The sequence below is a fragment of the Acidobacteriota bacterium genome (assembly GCA_016716715.1).
In the GTDB taxonomy this organism is placed as follows: Bacteria; Acidobacteriota; Thermoanaerobaculia; order UBA5066; family UBA5066; genus Fen-183.
Window position 1 is genome coordinate 135977 of the sequence record JADJVE010000001.1, and the last position, 24747, is coordinate 160723.

The following is a 24747-nucleotide window of genomic DNA, read 5'->3' on the forward strand; positions in this document are numbered from 1 at the left end:
GGCGCCGTTAAAGTGTCGCCCGTGAGCCGGACATGGGACGTCGTCGTCGTCGGGGGCGGGCACGCGGGCGCGGAGGCCGCGCTTGCGGCCGCGCGCCTCGGCGCCGAGACGCTTCTCGTGACCGGCGATCCCGCGACGATCGGCCGCATGAGCTGCAACCCCGCGGTCGGCGGGCTCGCGAAGGGCCAGGTCGTGCGCGAGATCGACGCGCTCGGCGGTGCGATGGGTCTCGTCGCGGACCGCACGGCGATCCAATTCAAAGTGCTGAACGCCTCGCGCGGGCCCGCCGTGCGCGGCCTGCGCTGCCAGTCCGACAAGGCGCTCTACGCGGCGGAGCTGCGCCGCGTCGTGGAGTCGGCCGCGCGCGTCACGGTGGCCGCGGGAACGGCGGCGGGGTTCAAGGTGGAGAAGGGCCGGCTCGCCGGCATCGTCCTCGAAGACGGGACGACGCTTCCGTGCCGCGCGGCGGTCGTGACGACCGGGACGTTTCTCTCGGGCCTCGTGCACGTGGGGGAGAGCCGCCGCGAAGCGGGCCGGTGGGACGAGCCGCCGGCGAAGTCGCTCTCTCACGCTCTCTCGGCGCTCGGCCTCCGCCTCGGACGCATGAAGACCGGCACGCCGCCGCGCGTCGCCGCGGGGAGCGTGGACGTTTCGCGCATGGACCGCGCGGCGGGCGACGCGCGGCCCGAGCCGTTTTCATTCCGCTCGCGCGGCGGGAAGTTTCCCGCGCAGCCCCAGGTCGACTGCTGGCTGACGCACACGGGCGCGCGCGTCCACGACCTCATCCGCGAGAGCCTGCCGCTCTCGCCGCTCTACGCGGGGCGCATCACGGGCCGTGGCCCGCGCTACTGCCCGTCCATCGAAGACAAGGTCGTGCGCTTTCCCGACAAAGCGCGCCACCAGATCTTCGTCGAGCCCGAGGGTCTCTCGACCGACTGGCTCTACCTGAACGGTCTCTCGATGTCTCTCCCTCCCGCGACACAAGAACAAATCGTTAGATTGATTATTGGGCTCGAGCACGCCGAGATCCTTCGGCCGGCCTACGCGGTCGAGTACGATGTCGTATTCCCGGAGCAGCTGGACGTGTCTCTCGAGACGCGCGCGCTGCCGGGGCTCTTTCTCGCGGGACAGATCAACGGAACGTCCGGCTACGAGGAAGCGGCCGGGCAGGGCCTGGTCGCGGGCGCGAACGCGGCGCGCGCGGCGCGGGATCTCGGAGAGCCGCTCGTTCTCTCGCGCGACGAGGCGTACGTGGGCGTGATGCTCGACGACCTCGTGACGCTCGGCCTCGACGAACCCTACCGGCTGCTGACGTCGCGCGCGGAGCACCGCCTCCTTCTCGGCGCCGACAGCGCGTACGCGCGGCTCACGGAGAAGGCGGTCGCGTTCGGGCTCGTCGCGCCGGAAGACGCCGAACCGATTCTCGAGGCCGAGGCGCGCCATGCGCGCGTGTCCACGGCGCTCGAGACGGCGCGGGTGACGCCCGACCGCGCGACGCGCGCACGACTTGCCGAGGAGGGCGTGAACGTGGGCGAGGAGACGACGCTCGCGGGCCTCCTCCGGCGGCCGGAGCTCGCCGCTTCGGCGCTGCGCGCGTTCCTCGCGGAGGCGCTCGACGAGGGGGCGCGCGGGGATCTCGCCGCGCTCGACGCCGGGGCGCTGGACCGTGTCGCGTCCGAGCTGCGCTACGCGGGGTTTCTACAGCGCGAACGGCAGACCGTCGCCCGGCTCAAGCGAGCGGGCGGGCGGCGCATCCCGCGCGACTTCGTCTACCGCGGCACGCCGGGGCTCTCGCTCGAGGCCGTCGAAAAACTCGAGCGGCATCGGCCAGGCACGCTCGGCCAGGCCGCGCGCATCCCCGGTGTGACGCCCGCGGCCGCGGCGCTTCTCCTCGCGCGGCTTCTGGCGCGCGACCGGAGCGTGGCCGCGTGAGGGACGCCGCGCTCCGGGCCGAGGTGGCGCGCGTCGTCGCGGCGCTGCCCGCCGGGGTTCGGCCGCAGGCCGAGGCCGCACGCGAGGGGCTCGTGGCCTTTCTCGCGTTCCTCACGGAGCGGAACGGGGAGATGAACCTCGTCTCGGCGCGCGCGGCCGAGCCGGAGGCGCTCGCGGGACACCTTGCGGACGCGCTCGCCGGACTGCCCTTTCTTCCGGCGCCGCGTCCGGCGCCGATCCGCCTCCTCGATCTGGGCTCGGGCGGCGGGTTCCCGGCGCTTCCGCTCCTTCTCGTGAGGCGCGACGTCGAGGGCACGCTCGTCGACTCGATCCGCAAGAAGTGCACGTTCCTGGCGGAGGCCGCGGAGCGCCTCGCGTTGACCGCGCGCAGCGTGAACGCTAGATTCCCGGACTCGTTTCCGATGGCGAAAAGCGGGCCCTTCGACGTTCTCACGACCCGCGCCGTCGGCTCGGCGGGGAAGCTCGTCTCCGCGGCCCGGCCGGTCCTCGCTCCCGGCGCGCGGGCGCTCCTCTGGACGACGGAGCCGCTCGTGAGGGACGCCGTCCGGGACAGCCGCGCGAAGGTTTCCGCGTTCCACCGCGACCCCAGCAGCGAGCGACGGGGCCTCCTCGTCCTGGAATGTTTCACGTGAAACATCGCGTTCTCGCCGTCGCGAACCAGAAGGGCGGAGTGGGGAAGACCACGACCGCCGTCAGCCTCGCGGCGGCCCTCGCCGCGCTGGAACGGCCGGTCCTGCTCGTCGATTTCGACCCGCAGGGCAACGCAACCGGCGGGCTCGGCGTCGACAAGGCGGAGCTCCTTCGCACGACCTACGACTGGCTCCTGGGCGAGGCCGCGTTCGAGGAGGTCGCCCGGCCGACCGAACTGCCCTGCCTGACGCTCCTGCCCGCGAACCGCGACCTCGTCGGCGCAGAGGTCGAGCTGGTGGGCGCCGAGAGGCGGGAGTTCCGGCTCAAGGAGCGGCTCGCGGGGGTGAAGGACCGGTTTGAATACGTCCTCGTCGACTGCCCGCCTTCGCTCGGGTTCCTCACGCTCAATGCGCTCGCGGCGGCCGACGGGCTCCTCCTCCCGATCCAGTGCGAGTACTACGCGCTCGAGGGCGTCTCGGAGCTCCTCGCGACGATGGAGCGGGTGAAGGAGAGCCTCAACCCGGCCCTCACGGTCGCGGGCGTCGTCCCGACGATGTGGGACGAGCGGACGAATCTCTCTCGCCAGGTGCTCGACGAGATCCGCAAGCATTTCGGCGACCGCGTGTTCAAGACGCCGGTGCCGCGCAGCGTGCGGCTGGCCGAGGCGCCGTCCTTCGGGAAGCCGATCCTCCTGTACGACGCGCGCTCGCGCGGGGCCGAGGCGTACCTCGCCATCGCCCGCGAGATGCTCCGGCGCGACGCGCGCTGACCCGCGGCGAGCCCGTCTCCGCGGGCGGCTGTTACGATTCCGCCGATGTCCCGAAAACCCGCGCTCGGCCGAGGCCTCTCGGCCCTGATTCCCTCGGCAAAGCCGGGCCGCGAGGCCGGGGGCCTGCGCACGGTGCCGCTCGCGCTCCTCGACGCGAACAAGCGGCAGCCCCGCCGCCGCTTCGACGACGACGGGATCGCCGAGCTCTCGCGCTCGATCGCGAAGACGGGGATCCTGCAGCCGGTCCTCGTCACCCGCGAAGGGGAGCGCTACCGGATCCTCGCGGGCGAACGGCGCGTCCGCGCGGCGCGCCTCGCGGGCCTCTCCGAGGTCCCCGTCGTCGTGCGAGAGGGCGTCGCGGACCGCGACCATCTCCTCATCGCCCTCGTCGAGAACCTTCAGCGCCGGGACCTCACGGTGCTCGAGGAAGCCGAGGCCTACCGCCACCTTCGCGAGGACTTCGGCCTCACGCAGGAGGACGTCGCCGAGCGCGTCGGCAAGGACCGCGCGACGGTCGCGAACGCGCTCCGCCTCCTGAAACTCCCCGCCGCCGTGCGCGAGGCGCTCGAGGAGGGCGCGCTGACGGCCGGCCACGCGCGCGCGCTCCTCGCGCTCTCCTCCGCCGCGGACCAGGAAACGCTCGCGAAGGAGATCGTCCGGCGCGGCCTGAACGTGCGCGCCGTCGAGGCGCGCGTCGCCGCGCTCGCCAAGGGCGGCAGCAAAAAGAAGAAGAACCGCACGGTCGACGCGGACACGCGCGACGCGGAGCTGCGCCTGGGACGCGCGCTCGGCACGAAGGTCGAGATCCGGAGAAAGAAACGAGGCGGCGAGGTGCGCATCGCGTTCTACTCGGAGGAGGAGCTCATCGGCCTCTTCGAGAAGCTGTCGGGCGGGGGAGACGCGTGAGCGCGAAGAAGTCCAGCGGCACCCTGAACGGATTCCTCGACCGCGGCGCGCGGCTCGAGGGCACGCTCACGTTCGACGACGTGTTCCGGATCGACGGCGCCTTCAAGGGCACGATCGTCTCGGACGCCGAGCTCGTGGTCGGAGACGGGGGCCTCGTCGAGGGCGAGATCCGCGTCGGACGCCTTGCCGTGTCCGGGACCGTGCGCGGCGTCATCCACGCCAAGGAGCGCATCGAGGTCCACGCGGGCGGGCGGCTGTTCGCGGAGATCCACGCCCCTTCGCTCGTCGTCGAGGAAGGCGCCGTGATCCAGGGCGCCGTCGAAGCCGGCGCGGCGCGTCCGGCCGGGGGCGACGGACCCAGCCCGGAAAAAACCTAACGGATCCCGCGTTCGAGAACCGCGAACGCCGAGCCGGCGAGCGCGTGCGCGATCGTCGTCTCGACGCCCGCGGGGAGTCCCGCCGCTGCCGCGACCTCCACGAGCGCCTGGTCGACCCCCGTGAGGTTTCGCGCCTCGATCGCCGTGGCGAGAACGCGCTCGGCAGAGGCCGCGGGGAAGTTCAGTTCGCAGGCCGACACGAGCGTCTCGCCGCCCGACCGCAACGCGAGGCCGTACGTGCGGCACGTCGTGGGGCGTGCGGCGTAGACCGCGCAACGGCCGGAGGGAAGCTCGAGCGCCGGGCAAGGCGTGTTGCGCGCGGCGAGGAACCACGCCCCCTCGGCCGCGTCGCTTCTCTCGGGATCGAGCAGGCCCGACGAGGCGTCTCCGGGAAACGTCGCGGCGCTCTGCTCGACCGCGCGCGTCGCCCGGGCGAGCACCGCAGCGCGAGCGCCCGCGGGCAGCCCGGCCACCACGTGGCGCAGCGCGAGCGCTTCCGGCAGGCCGATCGCGAAGAGCCCGACGCAGCAGCCGAAGCAGCCCGCGCGACAGGTCAGCTCGCCCGGACGGAGCGCGGCGGTCTTCTCCTCCCAGAGCCGGTCGGCACCCTCGAGAGACGTTATAAAACGACCGATTAGTTTCTGTGTTGGAGGCATGGGCTGCGCCGGCCGATCATGGCAGGCGAGGGAAAGCGCGGAAAGCGCCGCGGCTGATGCGCCCGAGGTTTGACCCATGGGCCCCGCTGTGAGATAACGCGCCGGCCAGCGCGCGTTTCCGGGCCGTCGACCCTGCCTCTTTCGAGGCCACGCCTCGAGGTCCCGACCCGCGCGGGCAACGACGCTCGACGGATCGACATGCAGCTTCCCGATCTCTCCCTGCTGATCATCATGGTCCTCTTCTGGGCCACGTACGCCGTCTTGCGCGCGTGGGTCTTCAAACCGCTCGGCTCGATCCTCGAGGAGCGCGAGAAGAAGGCCGCGACGGCGACGGACGCCCTCGCGAAGGCGCTCGAGAACGAGAAAGAGACGCTCGCCTCGATCGACCGCCGCCTGACGGAGACCCGGCGCGAGGCGCTCGCCGCCCGGCAGGCCTCCCGCAACGACGCGAACACGAAGCGGCAGGCGCTTCTCGACGAAGCCCGCGAGAAGGTCCGGCTCGCCGCCTCCTCGGCGCAGGGGAAGCTCGACGCCGAGGTCGCCACCGCGCGTGCGGAGCTCGCGAAGAACATCCGAACGACGGCAGGCGAGATCGCCTCTCTGGCGCTCGGGCGGAGGCTCGCGTGAGTCCCTCCGGGCACGAGACCGTGAAGGGGTTCCTCGGAATTCCGAATCTCTTCTGGCAGGTCACGAACCTCGTCGCGTTTCTCGGGCTCCTCTGGTATTTCCTGCGAAAGCCCGTCGCCGAGTTCTTCGGCACGCGCCGGACCGAGGTCGCAAAGGCGCTCGCGAAGGCCGAGGACGACACGAAGCGCGCCGAGGCCCTCGCGGCCGAGCTCGCCAAGCGCCTCGCGCAGATCGAGACGGAGCTCACGAACCTCCGCGACAGCGCCAGGCGCGACGCCGAGGCCGAGCACGCCGCCCTTCTGAAGCAGACCGAGGAGGACGCGGCGCGGGTCCTCGCCCGCGCGTCGACAGACGTGGACAACCGGCTGCGCGCCGCGCGCGCGGAGCTCACGGCCTACGCCGGCGATCTCGCCGTCGAGGTCGCCCGCGAGATCCTCGCGAAGAACGTCACGCCCGAAGACGAGAAACGCCTCGTCGCCGAGGGCGTGGCCGAGCTGTCGGCGCGGGCGAAAGGCTGACGATGGCGGAACGCTTCACCCGGCCCTACGTCGACGCCTTCTTCGCCGTCGCCGGCTCCGCCGGGGCCGTCGACGCGCAGCTTCCGGCGCTCGACGCCGTCGCCCGGGCGATCGAGTCGAACGCCGAGCTCGCGAAGGTTCTCGCGAACCCCGGCGTCGAGCGGACGCGCCGCAAGGCGCTCCTCGACGCCGTCGCCGAGAAGGTCGGCGTCGACACGCTCGGAGTGCGGCTCCTCGACACCCTCCTCCAGAACCGCCGCGTGCACCGCCTTCCGGCGTTCCTCGCCGCGGTGCGCGAGCGGCTCGACCGCGAGCGCCGCACGCTCGAGGCGCGCGTCACGAGCGCGCGCCCGCTCGACGACGCGGTCTTCGAGGCCCTGCGCCGGATGGTCGAGGGCCGCACCGGCTCGACCGTGCGCGTGGTCTCGTCCGTAGAACCCTCGCTCCTCGGCGGCTTCGTCGTCTCGGTGGGCAGCGCCCGCCTCGACGCGTCGCTCGCGCGCCGGCTCGAGAAGGCTCGCGCCGCGCTGCACGCACTCGCCCCGGCGTCTTGACCGGAGAAAGAAGCTTATGGCCGACATCAGCGCCCAGGAAATCACCCAGCTCATCAAGGCCCAGCTCGCGGGCGTCACGCAGGGCGTGGACGTCGACGAGGTCGGCACGGTCATCTCGGTCGGCGACGGCATCGCGCTCGTCTACGGGCTCGACAAGGCGATGGCCGGCGAGCTCATCGCGTTCCCGAACGACGTCTTCGGCCTCGCGCTGAACCTCGAGGAATCGCACGTCGGCTGCGTGCTCATGGGCGAGACGAGCCTCGTCAAGGAAGGCGACACGGCCAAGCGAACGAAGCGCATCGTGTCCGTGCCCGTCGGAGACGCCCTGATCGGCCGCGTCCTGAATCCGCTTGGGATCCCGCTGGACGGCAAGGGCCCGATCGCCTCGACGGAGTTCTACCCCGTCGAGCGTCTCGCGCCCGGCGTCGTCGACCGCATGCCCGTCAAGGAGCCGATGCAGACCGGCATCAAGGCCATCGACGCGATGATCCCGATCGGCCGCGGCCAGCGCGAGCTCATCATCGGCGACCGCCAGACCGGCAAGACGGCGATCGCGCTCGACGCGATCATCAACCAGAAGGGCAAGGACGTCGTCTGCGTCTACGTCGCGATCGGGCAGAAGAACTCGACGGTCGCGCAGGTCGTCCAGACGCTCGAGAAGCACGGCGCGATGGAACACACCATCGTCGTCGCGGCCTCCGCGTCCGACCCGGCGCCGCTCCAGTACATCGCCGCGTATGCGGGCTGCGCGATGGGCGAGTACTTCATGTACAACGGCCGGCACGCGCTCGTCATTTACGACGACCTCTCGAAGCAGGCGGCGTCCTACCGCGAGATCTCGCTCCTCCTCCGGCGGCCGCCGGGCCGCGAGGCGTACCCGGGCGACGTCTTCTACCTCCACAGCCGGCTCCTCGAGCGGGCCTCGAAGCTGAGCAAGGAGAAGGGCGGCGGCTCGCTCACGGCGCTCCCGATCATCGAGACGCAGGCGGGCGACGTCTCGGCGTACATCCCGACGAACGTCATCTCGATCACCGACGGCCAGATCTTCCTCGAGTCGGACCTCTTCTTTTCGGGCCAGCGCCCGGCGGTCAACGTCGGCATCTCGGTGTCGCGCGTCGGCGGATCGGCGCAGATCAAGGTCATGCGCGCGATCTCGGGCACGCTGCGCCTCGACCTCGCGCAGTTCCGCGAGCTCGCGGCCTTCGCCCAGTTCGGCTCCGACCTCGACAAGACGACGCAGGCCCAGCTCAACCGCGGCCAGCGCCTCGTCGAGATCCTCAAGCAGAATCAGTACGTGCCGATGGACATCGGGCTCCAGGTCGCGTCGGTCTTCGCCGGGACGAAGGGTTTCCTCGACGACCTCCTCGTCGAGGCGGTGCTCCCGTTCGAGACGGCGCTCCACGAGTACCTGAAGGACCAGAAGAAGGCGCTCCTCGACGAGGTCCGCGCCGCGGGCAAGCTCACGAAGGAGATCGAGGACGCGCTCTCGGCGGCGGTCGCCGAGGCGAAGAAGGTCTTCCTCGCAACGCGGCCCGAAGCGAAGGTCGCGTAGGGAGTCGCGCGGCGCGCCCATGGCCAACCTGATCGACATCCGGCGCCGGATCCGCAGCGTGAAGAACACGCAGCAGATCACGAAGGCGATGAAGATGGTCGCGGCCTCGAAGCTGCGCCGGGCGCAGGACCGCGTCCTCTCGGCGCGTCCCTACGCCACGACGCTCGAGGCGACGCTCGCCTCCGTCGCCGCGCGCGTCCCGGCAAACGAGGACGGCACGAGCGCGCACCCGCTCCTCCAGGGGCGCGAGGAGAAGAACGTCGTCGTGATCGCCGTGAGCGGCGACAAGGGTCTCGCCGGCGGATTCAACACGAACGTGAACCGCGCCGTAGGAGCGCTTCTGCGCGAGCAGAAGGAGAGGGGCGTGAACGTGCGCCTCGTCGTCCTCGGCAAGAAGTCGAACGACTTCTGGAAGAGACGTTCCTTTGAAATCCTGGACGCCAGGCCCGGCCTCTTCTCGAAGCTGAACATGGCCGTCGCGGCCGAGATCGCGCGCGGCCTGGGCGCGCGCTTCGTCTCGGGCGAGGTCGACGCGGTCTACGTCGTCTACAACGAGTTTCGGAGCGTGATCTCCCAGATCGTCCGAACGAAGAGGCTCCTTCCGGTGAGCCTCGAGGCCGGTGCGGGAGCTCCCGGAGCCGGCGGCACGGACTACCTCTACGAACCGGGGCCCGACGTCATCCTCGGCACGCTCGTTCCGCGCTTCCTCGAGTTCCAGATGTACCGCGCCCTTCTCGAGTCGAACGCGGCGTTCTTCGCGGCCCAGATGACCGCGATGGACGGCGCGTCCAAGAACGCGGGCGAGATCATCGACGGCCTCACCCTCACGTACAACCGCGCGCGCCAGGCGCGCATCACGAAAGAGCTCATCGAGATCGTCTCGGGAGCGGCTGCTCTGGAATGAGAGCCGCCCGTTCCTCCGTGCAGAAAGGCTAGCCCGACATGGCAACTGAAGGCAGGGTCGTCCAGGTCATCGGACCCGTCGTGGACGTCGAGTTCCCGGCCGGGAAGCTCCCGACCATCCTCAACGCCGTCCGAATCGTGGACGACGAAAAGCTCTCGACGGTCCCGATCGACATCATCACGGAGGTCGCGCAGCACCTCGGCGAGAACCGCGTCCGCTGCATCTCGATGAAGCCCGCCGACGGCCTCGTCCGCGGCATGAAGGCGATCGACACGGGCGCGCCCATCACGATCCCGGTCGGCCCCGAGACGCTCGGCCGCATCCTGAACGTCATCGGCGAGCCGGTGGACGAGATGGGCCCCGTCACGACGACGGAGCACTGGCCCATCCACCGCGAGGCGCCCGCCTACGAGGACCAGTCCACGTCCGTCGAGATGTTCGAGACGGGCATCAAGGTCATCGACCTCCTCGAGCCCTACACGCGCGGCGGCAAGACGGGCCTCTTCGGGGGCGCGGGCGTCGGCAAGACCGTCCTCATCATGGAGCTCATCAACAACGTCGCGAAGGCGGCAGGCGGCTACTCGGTCTTTGCGGGCGTCGGCGAGCGCACGCGCGAGGGCAACGACCTCTGGCTCGAGTTCACCGAGTCCGGGATCATCGACCCGAAGGACTGGAAGAAGTCCAAGGCCGCGCTCATCTACGGCCAGATGACGGAGCCTCCCGGCGCGCGCCTGCGCGTCGGCCTGACGGGCCTCACGGCGGCCGAGTACTTCCGCGACAAGGAAGGCAAGGACGTCCTCCTCTTCATCGACAACATCTTCCGCTTCACGCAGGCGGGCTCCGAGGTCTCGGCGCTGCTCGGGCGCATGCCCTCGGCCGTCGGCTACCAGCCCAACCTCGCGACCGAGATGGGCGAGCTGCAGGAGCGCATCACCTCCACGAAGCGCGGCTCGATCACGTCGGTCCAGGCGATCTACGTCCCGGCCGACGACCTCACGGACCCGGCGCCGGCGACCGCGTTCGCGCACCTCGATGCGACGACCGTCCTCTCGCGCCAGATCGCCGAGATCGGCATCTACCCGTCCGTCGACCCGCTCGCGTCCACGTCCAAGATCCTCTCGCCGCTCACCGTGGGCGAGGAGCACTACAAGGTCGCGCGCGCCGTCCAGCAGGTCCTCCAGAAGTACAAGGACCTCCAGGACATCATCGCGATCCTCGGCATCGACGAGCTTTCCGAGGACGACAAGGTCATCGTCGCCCGCGCCCGCAAGATCCAGCGCTTCCTCTCGCAGCCCTTCCACGTCGCCGAGCAGTTCACGGGCCTCCCGGGCCGCTACGTGAAGGTCGCCGACACGATTCGCTCCTTCAAGGAAATCGTCGACGGCAAGCACGACGACCTGCCGGAGCAGGCGTTCTTCAACGTCGGCGCGATCGAGGAAGCCCAGGAGAAGGCCGAGAAGCTCAAGGGAGCGGCCTGACGCCGTGGACGGACGCCTCACGCTCACCGTCGTGACCCCGGAGCGCGCCGTCGTTGCGGGCGCCCTCTGCGACGAGGTTACGCTGCCCGGACTCGAAGGCGAGATGGGGATTCTGCCCGCCCACACGCCGCTCATCGCTCTTCTCGGGATCGGCCTCGTGACGTTCCGCGACGGAGCGAAGAAGACGTCCGTCGCCGTGCGGGGCGGCTTCGCCGAGATCGCAAATGACGCCGTGCGCGTCCTCGCGGACGAGGCGGCCGCGAAGGACGCGATCGACGCCGGCAAGGCCGCCGAGGAGAAGACGGCGGCCGAGGCGCGCCGCGCGGACGTCGTGGGCGACGAACAGCTCGACGCCGCCAACGCCGACGCCCGATTCGCCGAGGCGCGGATCTCGGTCGCGGCGTCCTGAACGGCGCGGGCCCGGGGGTTCCGCCTATCATCGGATCCGGTGGCGGCGTGACCGAGGACCGCGATCCCTGGTGGGAGCACTGGTTCGGAGAGCCGTACCTCGCGCTCTATCCGGAACGCGACGAGCGCGAGGCGCGCACCCAGGCCGTGTTCGCGCGCGAGGTTCTCTCCCCGTTCGCGAAGGCCGGCCGCCTCCGGTTCCTCGACCTCGGTTGCGGAACGGGCCGCCGGACCGCGGCCCTCGGACACGGCCTCGGGGCGACCGTGGGCGTCGACGCCTCGCTCCGCCTCGTCGGGTCCGCGCGCCGCTTCGGGCCGCGCCTCCGGCCCGGCGCCCTCTGCGCGCTCCCGGAGAGCCTGCCTCTCGCAAGCCGGAGCGTCGGGGCGGCCGTGAGCTTCGCGGGCGCGTTCGGCCGCTCGGACGACCCGGCCGACGACGCGCGCGTGGCCCGTGAGATCACCCGGGTCCTCGCGCCGGGCGGCGGGTTCCTCGCGGCCGTCTTCAACGCCGAGCGCGTCGTCGCGGGTCTCGCGCGGCGCGAGGAAAAGCTGATCCAGGGAACGCGCGTCGTGATCCGGCGGCGGTACGATCCCGAGCGTCGCATGCTGGACAAGGAGATCGAGCTCGGGAGCGGCCCCGACAGGCGCGTTTACGCGCAGCGTGCCCGCGCCCTGACGGAGCACGAGCTGCGCGGCCGCCTGCGCACCGCGGGGCTGACGGTCGTCGGAGCCTGGGGCGACTTCGACGGCTCGGCGTTCGAGCGCGGGCGCTCGCCGCGCCTCGTTCTCCTCGCCTCGAAGCCTTCGTCGAAGGCATTCGGAGCGCCCGGCCGATGACCGTTCCGCTGGACCGCGTGCCGGGCATTCCGGCGCTCGCGCGCGGGCTCGCGACGGGCGCGCCGGACGTGTCGGAATTCCTGCCGCGCGTGGCGACGCCGGCCGCGATCGCGGCGCATGCGGCCGCGGTGCGCCGCGCCTTCCGTCCGCGTTCCGCGGCGGCGGGCGCCGACCCGCGCCTCCAGGCCCTCGCCCGGGGAGAGAGCGCCGCCGTCCTCACCGGCCAGCAGGCCGGCCTCTTCGGCGGCCCGCACCTCACGCTCGTGAAGGCCGTCGCCGCGGAGAAGATCGCGGAGGACCTCTCCAGGGCCGGCACGCCGGCTGCCGCGGCGTTCTGGTGCGCCTCCGAGGACCACGACCTCGTCGAGGTCACGCGCGTCGTCCTGCCGACTCCCGAGGGGCCGCGCGACTTCGGTCCGGATTCCGGGGCGCTCGCGGCGAACCGGGCGCCGGTCGGCGCGCTCCCGATCACCGCCGACCTCGACGCGATCCTCGAAGCGGCGGCCGCGAATCTCGGCGGCCCGCCCGACGAGGACGCCCTCGCCGCACTGCGGGGCGCGCACGCAGGGGCGACGTACGGCGCGGCTTTCACACGGACGCTCGGCTGGCTGCTCGACGGAGAGCTCCCGGTCGTCGACGCGGCCGACGCTGCAGAGAAGCCCGCGCTCGTGCCTCTCGCCGTCCGGCTCGTGAGGGCGCGGCGCGACGTGCGCGCGCTTCTCGAGACGCGCGGCACGGCGCTCGCGAAGGCCGGCCATCCGCTCCAGGTGAAGACGGATGCCGCCGCGCTGCCGCTTTTCGTCCGCGTCGGCGCCGAGCGCCTGCTCCTCGTCGACGAGGCGGGCCGGCTCGCGCTCAAGGGTCGCGACGGAACCTTCGCCGAAGAGGACGTCGTCGCGCGGCTCGAGTCCGGAGACTGGCTGCCGTCGTTCTCGGCGCTCACGCGCCCGCTGGCGGCCTCGGTCCTCTACCCCGTCGGCGCGACGGTCCTCGGTCCCGCGGAGGTGGCCTACTGGGCGCAGTCCTGGCCGCTCTTCGCGTGGGCCGGAATCGTCCCACCCGCCGTCCTCCTCCGCCCCTTCGTCGCCCTCGAAACGCCTTCGGCGCGCCGCCTCCTCGCGAAGCTCGACATCGGGCTCGGGGACGTCCTCGCGGGCAGCGACGCGCTCCTCCGGAAGAAGGGTGCGGGCTCGGCGCGCGCGCTTCTCGCCCGCGTCGCGTCGATCCCCGAGCGCGCGATCGCGGACCTCGACGCGGCCCGGCCCGCGCTCGCCGCCGTGGACGCCTCGCTGGAGAAAGCGGTCGAGGCCACGCGCGAAAAGCTCGCGTTCGCCTTCGAGAAGCTCGTCGAGAAGACGGAAGCCGCCGCGGGACGCGCGGACGCCCAGGTGGCCCAGCAGGTGCGCCGGCTCATGGACGAGCTTCTGCCGGACGGGAAGCTCGCCGAGCGGCTCTACCCGGTTCTGCCGTATGTTCTGAAACTCGGGAGGGCCGCGGTCGTCGGCGCGCTCCGACGCGACCTGAAATGGGACGAGCCCGGCCTGCAGGAGATCGTATTGTGAACATGGCCGCTGCGGTTCCCGTCGACGTCCTCGCGTTCGGCCCGCATCCGGATGACGTCGAGCTCGGCTGCGGCGGAACGCTCGCGTCTCTCGCCGGCCGGGGGCGCGGCGTCGGCATCGTCGACCTCACGCGCGGCGAGATGGCGACGCGGGGAAACCCGGAAACACGCGCCGCGGAAGCCGCGGAAGCGGCGCGCCTCCTCGGCGCGCGCTTCCGCGTGAACCTCGACCTCGGGGACGGCGACCTCCGGACGGATCGGGCCGCGCAGCTCCTCGTCGTCGAGGCCGTCAGGCGGGCGCGGCCTCGCCTCGTCTTCGCGCCCGTCACAGAGGACCGCCATCCGGACCACGAGCGAGCGGGCCGACTCGTGGCCGAGGCCGCGTGGTACGCCGGCCTCGCGAAGCTCGAAACGGGCCTCCCGGCGCATCGCCCCGACCAGGTCGTGTTCTACGCGGCGTACGCGCTGCTTCCGCCGACGTTTCTCGTGGACGTGACGGCCACCTTCGGGACGAAGCGAGCGGCGCTCCGCGCGTACAGGAGTCAGTTCCACGATGCCGAGCGGAGCGGCGACGCCGGAGCCCGCGAGCCGGAGACGTACGTCTCGTCGAAATCCTTCTGGGACGGCGTCGAGGCGCGCGCGTGCGCCTACGGGCGCATCGCGAACGTCGCGTACGCCGAGGGCTTCGTCTCGAAGGTCCCGCCGACGCTCGCCGACCCCGCCGCCGCGTTCCTCGGCTACGAGGGGGCGAAGCCGTGAAGATCGGGATCACGTGCTACCCGACGTTCGGCGGCTCGGGCGTCGTCGCGACCGAGCTCGGGCACGAGCTCGCGCGGCGCGGCCACGACGTCCACTTCATCACGTACGCGATGCCCTCGCGGCTGAACGTCTTCGCGGACCGCGTGACGTACCACGAGGTCACGGTCCCGTCGTACCCGCTCTTCCAGTACGCGCCGTACGACCTCGCTCTCGCGACGCGCATGGGCGACGTCGCGACGCACGAGAAGCTGGACCTCATCCACGTCCATTACGCGCTCCCGCACGCGATCTCCGCGCACCTCGCGCGCGAGATGCTCGCGCCCGTGCGCCTCGGCCTCGTCACGACGCTCCACGGGACGGACGTCACGATCGTCGGGCAGGACCGCTCGTACCTGCCGATCACGCGCTTCGGAATCGAGAAGTCCGACGCCGTGACGGCGGTTTCCGAGCACCTCAAGCAGGTCACGATCGACGTCTTCCAGCCGAAGAAGGAGATCGTCGTCATCCCGAACTTCATCGACCCCGTGCGCTTCTCGCCGGAGTCGCCGCAGCTCTCGTGCCGGTTCGTCCCGGCGGGCCGCAGGGTCCTCATGCACGTCTCGAACTTCCGGCCCGTCAAGCGCGTCCTCGACGTCGTCGAGATCTTCGACCGCGTCCAGAAGCGCGTCCCCGCGTCCCTCGTGATGGTCGGCGACGGCCCGGACCGGCCCGCGGCCGAAGCCCTCTGTCGCGAGAAGGGACTCGCGGGGCACGTGACGTTCCTCGGGAACATGCCCGCGGTCGAGGCCCTCATGCCGTCGGCCGACCTCTACCTTCTGCCGACGGACTCCGAGTCGTTCGGCCTCTCGGCGCTCGAGGCGCAGGCCTGCGGCGTGCCCGTGCTCGGCTACGCCGTCGGCGGCCTGCCCGAGGTCGTCGTCCCCGGCGAAACGGGGTTTCTCCGCGCCGTCGGCGACGTCGTCGGCCTCGCGGACGACGGGGCCTCGCTGCTTCTCGACGACGCGCGCTACAAGGCGATGTCGCAGACCGCCCGCGCCCGCGCGATCAAGCTCTTCAACGCGGATGCAGTCGTCTCGCGCTACCTCGCGCTGTACGAGAGGGTCCTTTTCGCCGCGTGACGGGCCGCGCGCGCGCAGGCGAGAAGCTCTCCGCCCGTCGCGCCCCAGCCGGCGACGCGCCGGAATTCCTTCCGCAGCGTCGTTCCGAAGAGGCCCGGGTCGTCCGTCGACAGCGTGACGGCGACGCCCGCCGCGAGGAGCGCCCGCACGGGGTGCGGCGCGCCCTCCGGCACGGCGCCGGTCGCGAGGTTCGAAGTCGGGCAGACGTCGCAGACGATGCCGCGCCGCGCGAGCAGGGTGAGGAGCGCGGGGTCCTCGGCGGCGCGGATCCCGTGCGCCAGACGCACGGGCCTGAGATGCTCCAGCGTCTCGGCGACCGAGTCGGGCCCCGCCCACTCGCCCGCGTGCGCGACCGGCATCAGCCCGAGGCGGCGTGCGCGGCGGAAGGCCCGCGCGAAGTCCCGGGCGGGGAAGGCCGACTCCTCGCCGCCGAGACCGAATCCCCGGGCGCGCGGCCACGGGCGCTGCGTGTGGAGGTCGAGGACCCGGTCGGCCGACTCCGGTCCCCAGTGGCGCACGGCGTCGAGGAGGACGACGATGCGCCCCCGCCGCGCGGCTTCGTGAGCGGCGAAGACGGCCTCGAGCGCTTCCTTGACCTCGAACCAGTCGAGGCCGAGCTTCTCGGCGACGGCGGGCGAGACGTAGACCTCGGCGTGGCGGATGCGCTCCTTCGCGAGGCGCGCGGTGAGGGAACGCGCGACGGCCGCGTAGTCTGCGGCCGAGCGGATCTGGCGGCAGACGTCCCGGTAGAACGAGAAGAACGCCCCCGGAGAGCCCAGCGCGAGCCGGCGCGCGCGCACGGACGCGAGATCCGGGAAAATGGGTGCGGGCGCTCGGGAGGAGAGGCGCACGAGCGTCGCTCCGGAGATCGCGCCCTCGAGGTGAAGGTGAAGCTCGACGGCGGGCGCGGCGGCGAAACGCCGGAGAAAACGGGCGGCGGACGGAGCGATTCCCACGCGGACGCATCCTACGGCGTCTTCCAGACGGGACCCGTCCCGCTCGGCGCCCCGCCGCGCGGGCGGCTCTGGATGCGCGCGGCGGCCTTCGGCGTCGACCTCCTTCTCGTGGCGGGCGGACCGCTCCTCGTCGCCTCGGCGATCGTCTTCGGGATCGCCTTCGTTTCCGAGCAGGCCCCGGTCGGCCTCGACGACGGGTTCCGGGCGGCGCAGGTGCTCGCGGGCCTCCTGTTCCTTTTCCGGGACGCCTCCGGAGGGAGCCCCGGGAAGAAGCTCTTCGGCCTGCGCCTGATCCGAAAAGGCGGCGCGGCGTCCGGTCCGGCGGCCTCCTTCGCCCGGAATCTCATGCTCCTCGTCCCGGGGTGGAATCTCGTTGAAATCGCATCGGTTATCCGCCGCCGCGACGGCCGGAGGCCGGGCGACAAGCTGGCCGGAACGACGCTCGTGGAAGCCTGAGAGGCTTCTCCGAAACCTTTCCACCCCACCGCGCGTTATCTCTGGTGGGAGCCGCCATGAATGCCTCGCACAGAACCCGCCCCGGCCGTTTCGCCCGCGCAGGCGGAGTCCTTGCGGCCGCGCTCCTTGCGGTGGCCGCCGCCCCGGGTGCGCGAGCCGACGACGCGAAGGAAGAGCGCTTCGAGAAGACGTACGAGATGGCCGGCGTCCGCAAGGTCCGCCTCCAGAACGTGAACGGCGCCGTGAACATCGAGTCGGGCGGCGAGAACCTGAAGGTCGTGGCCGTCAAGACGGTCCGCCGCGCCTCCGACGCCGACGTCCTCAGGGAAACCGAGATCCGCGTGACGAAGACGGGCTCGGCGATCGAGATCGAGACGATTCTCCCCAAGCAGGGAAAGTTCTTCCAGTGGTCCTTCTTCGGGCGATCGAGCTCGGCGGAGGTCTCCTACCAGATCACGTTGCCGGCGGGCGTCGCCGTCGAGGCCGAGACCGTCAACGGCCGGATCGTCGCGTCGAAGAGAACGAGCGACCTCGTCCTTTCGACCGTAAACGGCGCGGTGAAGGTGGACGGCCAGGACGGGCCCCTGAAGGTCAACACGGTGAACGGCTCCGTCGAGGTCTCGTTCGCGAGCGCGATGCGGCAGGCCAGCCTCGAGACCGTGAACGGCTCGGTGACGGTGACGTGCGCGAAGGACTCCTCGATCCGCTGCGCGCTCCAGACGACGAACGGCCGGATCCAGTCCGAGTTCCCCGTCACGATCGAGGGCAAGTGGGGCCCGAAGGAGGCCCACGGCTCGATCAACGGGGGCCGGGAGAGCCTCGCGGTCGAAACCGTGAACGGCGACGTCCGGCTCTTCGTGGCCGATTCCTCGGCCGTCCGCAAGTAAGCGCGCCTCAGGCCGGAGGCCGCGTCCCGGGGGAAAAGGAATGGTGCCCTGGGCCAGACTCGAACTGGCACGGATTGCTCCACACGCCCCTCAAACGTGCGCGTCTACCAATTCCGCCACCAGGGCACCCTCGCGAGGGAGGGGGATCTTAACCGAACTCTACTTCGTTGCGGGAGCCGCGGGAGCCGGGGCCGGAGCGACCGGTGCCGCCGGAAGCGCGGTCACGGGCGCCGGGGCGGCGGGGACGGAAGCCTTCGCGGGCGTCGCCCCGATCGACTTCGCGAGCACGGAGCCGGGGCGCCGCGCCTGGATCAGGGAGATGGTGACCGCGAGGACCGAGAACGCCACGAAAGACCACGTCGTGATCTTTTCGAGGAGCGTCGTCGCGCCGCGGGCGCCGAAGGTCGTCTGCGAGGAGGAGGCCCCGAAGGCCGCCGACACATCCGCGCCCTTGCCCTGCTGGAGCAGGACGACGAGGATCAGGAACACGCAGACGATCACGTAGATCGGGACGAGAACGTACAGCCACATGCGGTGAACTCCGGACCCCGCCAACTGCGCTCGCGGACGAGCTCGGCGGGGCCGCAGATGATAGCGGAAACGCTGGCCGGGCGCGACTTTCGGGCTCGAAAGGGTCCGGCCGGCCTATGCGGCGGCCCGGAGGAGCGCCCCGAACGCCGCCGCGTCCAGGGAGGCCCCGCCCACGAGCCCCCCGTCCACGCCGGCCTGGCGAAAGAGTTCCGGCGCGTTCGCGGGCGTGACGGACCCGCCGTAGAGGATCCGGGTCGCGCCGGCAGCGGCCGCCCCCCAGCGCGCGCTCAGGGCCTCCCGGAGCACGGCGTGCGCCTCGGCGGCCATGGCCGGCGTCGCGGCGAGGCCCGTCCCGATCGCCCAGACCGGCTCGTAGGCCAGAGCGAAGAGAGGCGGGGGAGCCGCGAAGCCGTCGAGGGCCGTCAGCTGGGAGGTGAGGACGGCCTGCGTCCGTCCGGCGTCGCGCTCGGCGCGCGACTCCCCGACACAAAAGAGCGGCGCGATTCCGTTCTCGACGAGGCGCTCGATCTTTCGCGCGAGAAGAGGGCCCGCTTCGCCGTGGCGCTGCCGGCGCTCGCTGTGCCCGACGATGCCGATCGAGACCCCGAGCTCCCTCAGGCTGGCCGCCGAAACCTCTCCCGTGAACGCGCCCTGCGCCTCGGGCGAGACGTCCTGGGCGGCGAGCGCAATCCGCGAGCCCCGGAGGCGGCGGCCGACGCGCTCGAGCGCGCCGAACGAAGGGGCGAGGCCGACGTCGACGCCCGGCGGGAGACGCGCGTCGAGAAGGTGCTCGGCGAGGGCGAGCGACGCCGACGGCGTCAGGGACATCTTCCAGTTCGCGACGACGAGCCGGCGTGCGGCCATCGGCGTCAGCGCAGGGCCTCGACGCCGGGCAGCGCTTCGCCCGCGACGAGGTCGAGCGATGCCCCGCCGCCGGTCGAGACGTGCGAGATCGAGCCCGCGAGGCCTGCCGCGACGACGGCCTCCACGCTCTCGCCGCCGCCCACGACGGTGAAGCCGGAGCAGGCGGCCAGGATCTTCGCGACGCCGAGCGTCCCCGCGTCGAAGGGCTTCGTCTCGAAGACTCCCATGGGGCCGTTCCAGAAGATCGTCTTCGCGTCCTTCGTCATCCGTCGGAACATCTCGAGCGTCTTGGGGCCGACGTCGAACGCGGCCCAGTCGGCCGGAATCGCGTTCATCGCGACGGCCTTCGCCGCCGACGCCTTCTCGAGCGACGGGGCGACCATGAAGTCCGACGGGAGGACGAGCGAGACACCCCGCTCCTTGCAGCGGTCGAGGATTTCGCGCGCGATGGGCACGCCCTCGGGCTCGAGCAGCGACTTTCCGACCGGCAGGCCGAGCGCCGCGACGAAGTGATTCGCCATCCCTCCGCCGACGAGGACGACGTCGGCCTTCTCGACGAGGGTCTTCAGCGCCTTGATCTTTCCCATGATCTTCGCGCCGCCGAGAATCGCGGCGAACGGGTGGTCGATGTCGGTCGCGACCTTCGCGAGGGCCGTCAGCTCCTTTTCCATGAGGAGGCCGATTCCGCGTCGGTCGCGCGGGAAGAACGCCGCCATCCCGGCCGTCGAGGCGTGCGCGCGGTGGGCTGTCCCGAACGCGTCGTTCACGTAGACGTCCGCGAGCGCGGAGAGCTGCTTCGCGAACGCCGGGTCGTTGGCCTCCTCGCCCTTGTGGAAGCGGACGTTTTCGAGGAGGAGGACGCCGCCGGGGGGCAGGGCGCCCTCGGCCTTCTCGGCCTCGGGGCCGACGCAGTCGGGGGCGAAGGCGACGGGCGCGCCGAGCCGGTGCTCGAGCGTCCGGGCCACGGGCGCGAGGGAGTACTTCGGGTCGGGAGCGCCCTTGGCCTTCCCGAGGTGCGAGGCGAGGACGATTCGGCGCGCGCCGCGCTCTCTCGCGAGGAGGATGGTCGGCAGGGCCTCGACGACGCGCGTGTCGTCGCGCACGACGCCGTCCTTCAGCGGGACATTGAAGTCCACGCGGATGAAGACGCGCTTGCCGTCGAGGTCGAGTCCCGTGATCGAGGGAGGAAGGTCCGCCATGGGGTCCTCCTGCAGGTGACCGCGGCACGATCCTACCCGACCGGGCGCTTATAGTCGGGCGGTGGAGATGCCGTCTCGTCCCGCGACGTCCGTCGTGCCGTACGCGTACCGCGCGGGCGTCCTCACCCTGCTCGACCAGCGCCGCCTGCCGCACGAGGAGTCCGTCCTCGAGTGCGCGAGCGCCCTCGAGACCGCCGAGGCGATCCGGAGCCTCGCCGTCCGGGGGGCGCCGCTCATCGGCGTCGCTGCGGCGTACGGGATGTGCGCGGAGGCGCGGCGCGTCCTGCCGCGCGTGCCGGAGGACCTCGACGCGGCGCTCCTCGCCGCCGCGGATCGGCTCGCGGCTGCACGCCCGACCGCCGTGAACCTCGCCTGGGCCGTCGCGCGGATGCGCGGCGTGGCCCTCGCGACGGCGGGAGGCGACGCCGAAGAGCGCGTCCTCCTCCTCGAGGCCGAGGCGGACCTCATAGCCGCCGAGGACCGCGCCGCCTGCGCGGAGATCGGACGGCTCGGGGCCGAATGGCTGCGCGCGCGTTTTTCCGTCGACGTCCCGACCGTCCTGACGCACTGCAACGCGGGCGCGCTCGCCACGGCGGGAATCGGCACGGCGCTGGGGATCGTGCGCGCGCTCGCAGCCCGCGGAAGGCTCGCGATCCTCGCCGACGAGACGCGCCCGTTCCTCCAGGGCGCGCGCCTCACGGCGTGGGAGCTCGCGAAGGACGGCCTGCCCGTCACGCTCCTCCCGGACGTCGCGGCGGCGTCCCTCATCGCGCGCGGGCGCGTCCACGCGGTCGTCGTCGGCGCGGACCGCATCGCCGCGAACGGCGACGTCGCGAACAAGGTCGGGACGTACGGCCTCGCGCTCGCGGCGCACGCCCACGGCGTGCCGTTCGTCGTCGCGGCGCCCACGACGACGCTCGATCTCGCGACGCCGGATGGCGCGGCCATCCCGATCGAGGAGCGCGACGGCGCGGAGGTCGTCGACCTGCCGCTGCCCGGCGGCGGCACGGTGTCCCTGGCGCCCGCGGGCGTCACCGCGCTCTACCCGGCCTTCGACGTGACGCCGTCGGCCCTCGTCGACGCGATCGTGACGGAGCGCGGGATCTCCGAGCGCCCGCACGCCTCCGGCCTCGCGCGGCTCCTCGCCTCCCGATGAGCGGCCAGAGCGGCCCCTTCGGCCCGGGCGGACTCCTTCTCGCGTTCGAGACGTCCTGCGACGAGACGGCCGTCGCCCTCCTCGACCGAGAGGGCCGCGCGCGCGCCTCCCGGATCGCCTCGCAGGAAGACGCGCACCGCGCCTTCGGCGGCGTCGTGCCCGAGATCGCGGCTCGGGCGCACCTTCAGAACCTCCCGCCGCTCCTCGAGGCCGTGCTCGCGGACGCGGGCGTGACGCTCGCCGACGTCTCGGCCGTCGCCGCGACGGCGGGCCCGGGCCTCGTCGGCGCGCTCCTCGTCGGACTGTCGGAGGGAAAGGGCGTCGCGCTCGGTCTCGGCGTGCCGTTCGTCCCCGTCCACCACATCGAAGCGCACGCGCTGTCGGCGTTCGTCGACCCCGCGGGCGCGCCGGCCGCGCCCGTGCCGGAGCGCTTCGGCGCCCTCGTCGTCTCGGGCGGGCACACGCACCTCTACCGGTTCTCCGGAGCGCGCATCGACCGCCTCGCGCGGACGCGCGACGACGCGGCGGGCGAGGCCTTCGACAAGGTCGCGAAGATGGCCGGCCTGGGCTATCCCGGCGGCCCCGCGGTGGACCGTCTCGCGCGCCGCGGGCGCGCCGCGCGGCCGTTTGCGGTCCCGCAGTTCAAGGACCGGTCGGCCGACTTCAGCTTCTCGGGGCTCAAGACCTCCGTGCGCGAGCGCCTCGGCGAGATCGGCCGCGCGCCGGTCTCGGGGCTGCCGTCCGGGCCCGCGCTCGCGGCGGACGATGCGCCGCAGGAGCTCGCCGACCTCATGGCCGACGTCGAGGCCGCAATCGTCGACCAGCTCGTGGACCGCGTGGAGCGCATCGCCCGCGAGGAGCGGTTCGAGGTCCTCACCGTCTCGGGCGGCGTCGCGGCGAATACGCTCGTGAGGGAGCGCCTCCCGGCGTGGGGAAAGACGCGCGGGGTCGACGTGCGCGTCGCGCCGCGCGCCCTGACGGGCGACAATGCCGTCATGATCGGCTTCGCGGGGCTGCGGCGACTGGCCGAGGGCCGCCTCGGCGAGGGCCTCGCGGCCGTGGCGCGCTCGCGCTGGCCGCTGGAGTCGCTCCCGTGAGTCTGGTTCTCCTCTGGATCGACTCGACCGGCAAGCCTCGCGTCCGTGTGCTCCGGGGATCGATCCGCGTCGGGCGGAGCATGGAAGCGGACGTCAGGCTCACCGACCCCTCCGTCGCCCCCCTCCATGCGACGATCGACGCGGGGGTTTCGCCGCCGGTCGTCACGGCCATAGCGCCGCTTCTGGTGAACGAGATGCCGACTCGGTCCCAGAACCTCCACGAGGGCGACGTCCTGCGTTTCGGGAAGATCGACGTGACCGTTTCGGACGCGGCAAACGAGGCGACGGACGCGGCTCCCCCGGGCGTCCCGAGGACGCTCCACCGCGGTCCTCCGGCTCCGACGCCGCCAAATGCCGCATCGTCCACGACGAGTTTCCCGTTCCTGCGAGTGGCGGCGGTCACGCTCGTGATTTTCGGAGCGGCGTGGGCGATCAACTCAGCGCGAACCGTGAAGTGGCGCGCGCGGCTCGACCCGGAGGATGCGAAACTCGCCGAGCGCCGGGCCAGGGGGATCAAGAGTCTGCTCAAACCTGACCCAGAGGAGCCGACTTCCTCCCGAAGCGCTGCCTCCGTTGCCAGCCGGCCGTCGGCACCTCACGTTTCACCCACAACGCCTGCAACGCCCTCCTCATCCGATAACCCGATAAATGCCGCATTGCGCTCGGTGGTCTCCATCACGGGCGAGGTCAGGATCGACGGCACCACACAGCAGGTCGTCGGTTCCGGCTTCTTCGTGTCGGACAGCGGGATGGTTCTCACGAACGCGCATGTCATGGAACACAGCGGGATCTATTCGGGTCGCACGTTTGACGGCCGGCGGCTGAGCCTCAGCGACCGCGAGAGGTCCAGGGAGGTCGACCTTGGTCTGTTCGTGGCGATCGGTGAGGGACCCTTTCCGCCCCTCCCGTTCGGGACATCGAAGGGCTTGAGCTACGGGGAGCAGGTGTACGCAATCGGCTCGCCGCTCGCGCAGGAGCTCAGCTTCTCCGTGACGCGCGGGATCGTGAGCAGCCCGCTTCGACTCTTCTCGGGGCACGCCTATCTCCAGCACGATGCGGCGATCAATCCAGGCAACAGCGGCGGACCGCTCGTGGACGCGCAAGGCCGACTTGTCGGCGTGAATACGTGGAAGATCGTCGGCGGTGTGCAGGGGCTCGGCTTCGCGATACCCGTCGAGATAGTGGAAGCGACGCTCGCGGGTTGGAAGGCGGGTCCCACCTCCCCGCCCGGCTCCGCTGGAGGCGCCGCGCCAATCTCTGCAAGCCCGTTGGGTCAGGAGGGCGGCCGGGCGCCTTCTCCGCAGGCAGGAGGGAAGGGCCGCTTTTCGGCTGCAGAAGCGACCACGCCGGACAAGGTGAGAGCCGAACGCGTTGCGGGAAGACCCTGGTCGAATGGCCTTCTCGTCACGGGAGAGCTCGTGAACAGCGGCGACAGCCATGAGAGAGGGGTCGTCGAGATCTCCGCGATGAGGCGCGACGGGACGGTCCTCAGGGGGCTCGAGAGCTTCAATGGCCTGGCGCCTCGAGGGCGCCAGGCATTCTCCCGCGAGCTCCTGGCCCCGACTCAGTCCTCGGACCCTCGAAGCCTGCGCTTCGAGACGGCGGCGACGAGAGTCCACCTCCTTCCGCACCTCAACAGCTGGGACCCCGGGGCCAAGGAGTACATGGAATCCGTTGCGTGTCTCGGATATTGGGGAAAGCCCGTCGTCAACGAGAAGACCAAGGAGGTCGATCAGGTTGAGGTCCACGTCCGGAGTTCGTGTCGGGTACCGGTTCCGGCCGGAAGAACGTGGTTCATCCTCCGGGTTCAGGTCGACCGGGTCATCGAGTCCTGGTCCAGCAACACCATGGCGCGGTTCTTAGAAGACGTGCCTCCATACGCGGAAATCACCCAGCTCCTGCCCGCCAGAGTCAAGAATGACATGAGGATCGGGGTGGAACCGTGGCGCCCTTGAGGCGGCCCGGGCGCGAAAAGTCGGTCCCCGCCCACGTCC

26 protein-coding genes and 1 tRNA gene are annotated in these 24747 nt (G+C 71.7%); 21 read left to right on the plus strand and 6 right to left on the minus strand.

Annotation, left to right across the window (positions count from 1 at the left end; translation table 11 throughout):
• Positions 1–12 precede the first annotated feature (12 nt).
• The 5 genes from mnmG to IPL89_00665 are packed head-to-tail and all read left to right on the plus strand — an operon-like array spanning position 13 to position 4635.
• Positions 13–1932 (plus strand): tRNA uridine-5-carboxymethylaminomethyl(34) synthesis enzyme MnmG, encoded by a 1920-nt coding sequence (gene mnmG / locus IPL89_00645; protein MBK9061707.1) that lies wholly within the window; start codon positions 13–15, stop codon positions 1930–1932.
• A complete protein-coding gene (locus tag IPL89_00650; GenBank protein ID MBK9061708.1) occupies positions 1929–2585 on the plus strand; it encodes a class I SAM-dependent methyltransferase in 657 nt (218 codons plus the stop codon). Before mnmG ends, IPL89_00650 begins: the two co-directional genes overlap by 4 nt.
• Positions 2573–3352, plus strand: coding sequence for a ParA family protein (locus IPL89_00655; protein ID MBK9061709.1), 780 nt, complete (start codon positions 2573–2575; stop codon positions 3350–3352). Before IPL89_00650 ends, IPL89_00655 begins: the two co-directional genes overlap by 13 nt.
• A 45-nt stretch (positions 3353–3397) precedes the next feature.
• Positions 3398–4258: a ParB/RepB/Spo0J family partition protein gene (locus IPL89_00660; GenBank protein MBK9061710.1), complete on the plus strand. Its 861-nt coding sequence runs from the start codon at positions 3398–3400 to the stop codon at positions 4256–4258.
• Entirely contained in the window at positions 4255–4635 is a 381-nt protein-coding gene (locus IPL89_00665) for a polymer-forming cytoskeletal protein (GenBank protein ID MBK9061711.1), read from the plus strand. Before IPL89_00660 ends, IPL89_00665 begins: the two co-directional genes overlap by 4 nt.
• Here IPL89_00665 and IPL89_00670 read toward each other — a convergent pair.
• Positions 4632–5291 (minus strand): YkgJ family cysteine cluster protein, encoded by a 660-nt coding sequence (locus IPL89_00670; protein ID MBK9061712.1) that lies wholly within the window; start codon positions 5289–5291, stop codon positions 4632–4634. The two genes, IPL89_00665 and IPL89_00670, sit on opposite strands and share 4 nt — an antisense overlap.
• 198 nt (positions 5292–5489) lie before the next feature.
• Here IPL89_00670 and IPL89_00675 point away from each other — a divergent pair, with 198 nt between their 5' ends.
• Genes IPL89_00675 through bshA form a run of 11 tightly spaced genes read left to right on the plus strand, consistent with a single transcriptional unit; the run spans position 5490 to position 15607 of the window.
• Positions 5490–5918 carry an ATP synthase F0 subunit B gene (locus IPL89_00675; protein MBK9061713.1) on the plus strand — a complete coding sequence of 143 codons (429 nt, stop codon included), beginning with the start codon at positions 5490–5492 and terminating at the stop codon, positions 5916–5918.
• Positions 5915–6436 carry a hypothetical protein gene (locus IPL89_00680; protein MBK9061714.1) on the plus strand — a complete coding sequence of 174 codons (522 nt, stop codon included), beginning with the start codon at positions 5915–5917 and terminating at the stop codon, positions 6434–6436. Before IPL89_00675 ends, IPL89_00680 begins: the two co-directional genes overlap by 4 nt.
• A 2-nt stretch (positions 6437–6438) precedes the next feature.
• The gene (gene atpH / locus IPL89_00685; protein MBK9061715.1) at positions 6439–6990 is read left to right on the plus strand and encodes an ATP synthase F1 subunit delta; all 552 of its coding nucleotides are present in this window, start codon (positions 6439–6441) and stop codon (positions 6988–6990) included.
• Positions 6991–7006: 16 nt separating this feature from the next.
• A complete protein-coding gene (locus IPL89_00690) occupies positions 7007–8542 on the plus strand; it encodes a F0F1 ATP synthase subunit alpha (GenBank protein MBK9061716.1) in 1536 nt (511 codons plus the stop codon).
• A gap of 19 nt (positions 8543–8561) precedes the next feature.
• Positions 8562–9446, plus strand: coding sequence for an ATP synthase F1 subunit gamma (gene atpG / locus IPL89_00695; GenBank protein ID MBK9061717.1), 885 nt, complete (start codon positions 8562–8564; stop codon positions 9444–9446).
• A 38-nt stretch (positions 9447–9484) separates the two neighbouring features.
• The gene (atpD, locus tag IPL89_00700; protein MBK9061718.1) at positions 9485–10924 is read left to right on the plus strand and encodes a F0F1 ATP synthase subunit beta; all 1440 of its coding nucleotides are present in this window, start codon (positions 9485–9487) and stop codon (positions 10922–10924) included.
• Between the two features lie 4 nt (positions 10925–10928).
• Positions 10929–11333: an ATP synthase F1 subunit epsilon gene (gene atpC, locus IPL89_00705; GenBank protein ID MBK9061719.1), complete on the plus strand. Its 405-nt coding sequence runs from the start codon at positions 10929–10931 to the stop codon at positions 11331–11333.
• A 47-nt stretch (positions 11334–11380) separates the two neighbouring features.
• A complete protein-coding gene (locus IPL89_00710) occupies positions 11381–12169 on the plus strand; it encodes a class I SAM-dependent methyltransferase (GenBank protein MBK9061720.1) in 789 nt (262 codons plus the stop codon).
• Positions 12166–13731: a bacillithiol biosynthesis BshC gene (gene bshC / locus IPL89_00715; protein ID MBK9061721.1), complete on the plus strand. Its 1566-nt coding sequence runs from the start codon at positions 12166–12168 to the stop codon at positions 13729–13731. The genes IPL89_00710 and bshC overlap by 4 nt, the downstream gene beginning before the upstream one ends.
• Complete coding sequence (gene bshB1, locus IPL89_00720) at positions 13728–14489, plus strand: bacillithiol biosynthesis deacetylase BshB1 (protein MBK9061722.1); 762 nt, start codon at positions 13728–13730, stop codon at positions 14487–14489. Before bshC ends, bshB1 begins: the two co-directional genes overlap by 4 nt.
• Positions 14486–15607 (plus strand): N-acetyl-alpha-D-glucosaminyl L-malate synthase BshA, encoded by a 1122-nt coding sequence (gene bshA, locus IPL89_00725; GenBank protein ID MBK9061723.1) that lies wholly within the window; start codon positions 14486–14488, stop codon positions 15605–15607. The genes bshB1 and bshA overlap by 4 nt, the downstream gene beginning before the upstream one ends.
• On the opposite strand, the gene IPL89_00730 is transcribed toward bshA, so the two are convergent.
• Positions 15568–16563 (minus strand): adenosine deaminase, encoded by a 996-nt coding sequence (locus IPL89_00730; protein ID MBK9061724.1) that lies wholly within the window; start codon positions 16561–16563, stop codon positions 15568–15570. The two genes, bshA and IPL89_00730, sit on opposite strands and share 40 nt — an antisense overlap.
• 72 nt (positions 16564–16635) lie before the next feature.
• Between IPL89_00730 and IPL89_00735 the strand changes: the two genes are divergently transcribed.
• Positions 16636–17019, plus strand: a complete 384-nt coding sequence (locus tag IPL89_00735; protein ID MBK9061725.1) for an RDD family protein — start codon at positions 16636–16638, stop codon at positions 17017–17019.
• Between the two features lie 56 nt (positions 17020–17075).
• On the plus strand, positions 17076–17906 hold the full coding sequence (locus IPL89_00740; protein ID MBK9061726.1) for a DUF4097 family beta strand repeat protein: 831 nt from the start codon (positions 17076–17078) through the stop codon (positions 17904–17906).
• 41 nt (positions 17907–17947) lie between these two features.
• Here IPL89_00740 and IPL89_00745 read toward each other — a convergent pair.
• The 4 genes from IPL89_00745 to IPL89_00760 all read right to left on the minus strand — a co-directional run bounded on the left by IPL89_00745 (position 17948) and on the right by IPL89_00760 (position 20500).
• Positions 17948–18032 (minus strand) — tRNA-Leu (locus tag IPL89_00745).
• A gap of 33 nt (positions 18033–18065) precedes the next feature.
• Entirely contained in the window at positions 18066–18437 is a 372-nt protein-coding gene (gene secG, locus IPL89_00750; GenBank protein ID MBK9061727.1) for a preprotein translocase subunit SecG, read from the minus strand.
• Positions 18438–18551: 114 nt separating this feature from the next.
• The gene (locus tag IPL89_00755; GenBank protein ID MBK9061728.1) at positions 18552–19301 is read right to left on the minus strand and encodes a triose-phosphate isomerase; all 750 of its coding nucleotides are present in this window, start codon (positions 19299–19301) and stop codon (positions 18552–18554) included.
• Between the two features lie 5 nt (positions 19302–19306).
• The gene (locus tag IPL89_00760; protein MBK9061729.1) at positions 19307–20500 is read right to left on the minus strand and encodes a phosphoglycerate kinase; all 1194 of its coding nucleotides are present in this window, start codon (positions 20498–20500) and stop codon (positions 19307–19309) included.
• A gap of 67 nt (positions 20501–20567) precedes the next feature.
• On the opposite strand from IPL89_00760, the gene mtnA reads away from it, so the two are divergent.
• The 3 genes from mtnA to IPL89_00775 are packed head-to-tail and all read left to right on the plus strand — an operon-like array spanning position 20568 to position 24708.
• Positions 20568–21656 (plus strand): S-methyl-5-thioribose-1-phosphate isomerase, encoded by a 1089-nt coding sequence (gene mtnA, locus IPL89_00765; protein MBK9061730.1) that lies wholly within the window; start codon positions 20568–20570, stop codon positions 21654–21656.
• The gene (gene tsaD, locus IPL89_00770) at positions 21653–22753 is read left to right on the plus strand and encodes a tRNA (adenosine(37)-N6)-threonylcarbamoyltransferase complex transferase subunit TsaD (GenBank protein ID MBK9061731.1); all 1101 of its coding nucleotides are present in this window, start codon (positions 21653–21655) and stop codon (positions 22751–22753) included. The genes mtnA and tsaD overlap by 4 nt, the downstream gene beginning before the upstream one ends.
• On the plus strand, positions 22750–24708 hold the full coding sequence (locus IPL89_00775; GenBank protein ID MBK9061732.1) for a trypsin-like peptidase domain-containing protein: 1959 nt from the start codon (positions 22750–22752) through the stop codon (positions 24706–24708). Before tsaD ends, IPL89_00775 begins: the two co-directional genes overlap by 4 nt.
• The last annotated feature ends 39 nt before the right edge of the window (positions 24709–24747 follow it).